Here is a 1,407-nt window from a genome sequence, read left to right as displayed (position 1 = left end):
ATTTGTTTTGTATTTCCGTAAGGTGACATTGCGGTTTGAATAGATGCATCTTCGGTAATCGGCATTTTTTCGGCTTGACCGTAAACCGTGCAAGACGAACTAAAAATGAAGTTGGACTCCGGTAATTTCTGCAATTCCTGAAGCAAGTAAACCAAACTGTTGATGTTGTTTTCATAATACAACAATGGGTTTCCAACACTTTCTCCTACCGCTTTCGAAGCTGCAAAATGAATGACTCCCGAAATATCTTGGTGCTTTTTGAAAAAATCCTGCACTTGTCCTTTTTCACGCAAATCCAGCTTTTCGAATAATGGTTTTTTATTGGTAATAGCAACAATTCCTTTTAAAACTTCTTCCGATGAATTCGAAAGGTCATCAACAATCACGACTTCAAAACCCTGATTTTGCAATTCGACAACAGTATGTGAACCGATAAAACCTAACCCTCCTGTTACTAGTATTTTCATCTTTTTTTATGTTGTAGGTAATTTATATGCCTGTCTGGCAATGAGTAACCATTTGTTTTTTTGTTTTTGCCAAACCAGCATTATCCCAATTTTTATATCTTTATCTATTCCGCCATCTTTGGTGTGAGCGACTAAATTGTGGCGAACAATGGCATTATCTCCCACAATTTCAATGGTTTGATTTTGAAACTCAATCGTCACAAAATCAGATTCACCATTGGTGATTTTTTCAACAAAAACGGCTTGATTTTGGACATTACCATTAGAATGTCCATAGCTTAAACCAGCCGAAGTGAGTTCTTTTAATTTAGCACCATCGGCATCAATCATTGCTTGACGCAAAGTTTCGACACGATTAGCAACATCCATTTCGTCTTTAGATTTATTCTGAGCTGAACCTGAAAAATGAAACAAAACTACCGCAAAAATTGTCAAAAAGTATTTCATCGTTATTTGTTTAAAAATTCCAAAATGCTATCTGTTATAAATTGAATTTGCTCATCATCTAATTCGGTGTGCATTGGCAACGCAATTACTTCTTTCACCAATTGATTGGTTACTGGAAAATGGTCTTCTTTGTAACGAACATCCAAATACGCTTTTTGGGAATGCAATGGAATTGGATAATAAATCGCACAAGGAATTCCTTTATTCAACAAATGTTGCATCAAAGCATCTCTATCGGCATCAATAATTCGCAACACATATTGATGAAAAACGTGACAATCGCATATGTCGCAAATACTTGGCGCAATGATGTTTTTATGACCTTCAAAAGCTGCTGTATATTTTCTGGCAGCATTTTGACGTGCCGTATTGTATTCATCCAATAAAGGTAATTTAGCATTCAAAACTGCCGCTTGAATACTGTCTAAACGTGAATTCACACCAACTACATCGTGATGGTAACGCTCGTACATTCCGTGGTTTACGATTCCTC

General features: G+C 36.3%; 3 protein-coding genes. All 3 read right to left on the bottom strand.

Annotated features, from left to right (window positions below; translation table 11 throughout):
• Positions 1–467: SDR family NAD(P)-dependent oxidoreductase (locus EKL98_RS15895; RefSeq protein ID WP_126563139.1), on the bottom strand; the 467-nt coding region annotated here is incomplete at its 3' end.
• Between the two features lie 6 nt (positions 468–473).
• Positions 474–914 carry a nuclear transport factor 2 family protein gene (locus tag EKL98_RS15890; protein ID WP_126563138.1) on the bottom strand — a complete coding sequence of 147 codons (441 nt, stop codon included), beginning with the start codon at positions 912–914 and terminating at the stop codon, positions 474–476.
• 2 nt (positions 915–916) lie between these two features.
• Positions 917–1,407, bottom strand: a 491-nt coding sequence (locus tag EKL98_RS15885; RefSeq protein ID WP_199740732.1) for a DegT/DnrJ/EryC1/StrS family aminotransferase, incomplete at its 5' end; no start/stop codon positions are given.

The organism is Flavobacterium bomense, from assembly GCF_003970355.1.
This window is presented reverse-complemented; position numbering and strand designations above follow the sequence as displayed.